Below are 684 nucleotides of genomic sequence, written 5' to 3' on the forward strand. Positions count from 1 at the left end.
GGGTTCCAACCTCGTCAAGTGCCCGCTCTCCCGTTTGGAACCGGGAAGCGATTAACGCAACGAAGGAGATCTGCATGAAAGACCTGAACACCCCAGCTGTAGAAAATACCTCTTCCATCTCATCAGTACCAGGTGCCGAAAAAGCGCCGACTGATGCCTACGTGAAAAAACTTGAATCAGCCGAGGCCGCGGTACAGCGCGCCAGGGATATGGCATGCATGTTTGCATATCTGACGCTGGACATTCCCGATAATTCGCAGAACATCGAGCTCGATTTACAATCGTTGCGTGGCGTAATGGGGCGGCTTTGGGGAGATCTAGATGAGGCCTTGGGTTCATTCCGTGAAGCTCAGGAACTGTTTTCGGTAATTGCTAAAAAACCTAACCTTTAACCGTTCCTGGAGAAGCATCATGTTGGACATGAACCAAAAATTTATAGAAGCAAAAAACAAATACGAAGCTGCGCTCGCCCTGCTGGAAAAGTGCCGCAGTAATTATGACAACGGCCCTCAAACAGAGTACGCGGAAACAGAAGCGAATCTTTCTGAGCTGCAGGCCACGATCAGGGCAGACGAAGCCGCGCTGGAACAAAGCCAGGCCAATCTGGCAAAGGAATTGCAGGCGTCCAATGGCCAGACGACCGAGGCAGCGAAAAATCTGTTGCGCGATCGTCGAGACCTGGAG

Annotated in this window: 2 protein-coding genes; both read left to right on the top strand. The window is 51.5% G+C overall.

The annotated features are described in order from the left end of the window. Nucleotides 1–74 precede the first annotated feature (74 nt). On the top strand, nucleotides 75–392 hold the full coding sequence (locus tag KVT32_RS28110) for a hypothetical protein (RefSeq protein WP_217619199.1): 318 nt from the start codon (nucleotides 75–77) through the stop codon (nucleotides 390–392). Between the two features lie 19 nt (nucleotides 393–411). Beyond that, nucleotides 412–684, top strand: a 273-nt coding sequence (locus tag KVT32_RS28115) for a hypothetical protein (RefSeq protein ID WP_217619200.1), incomplete at its 3' end; no start/stop codon positions are given.

Source organism: Achromobacter sp. GbtcB20 (genome assembly GCF_019091095.1).
Classification (GTDB): Bacteria; Pseudomonadota; Gammaproteobacteria; order Burkholderiales; family Burkholderiaceae_B; genus Achromobacter; species Achromobacter mucicolens.

Bases quoted from the DNA above. Each gene is read 5' to 3' on its own strand.
- KVT32_RS28110 (WP_217619199.1), top strand. From the start codon at position 75: ATGAAAGACCTGAACACCCCAGCTGTAGAAAATACCTCTTCCATCTCA.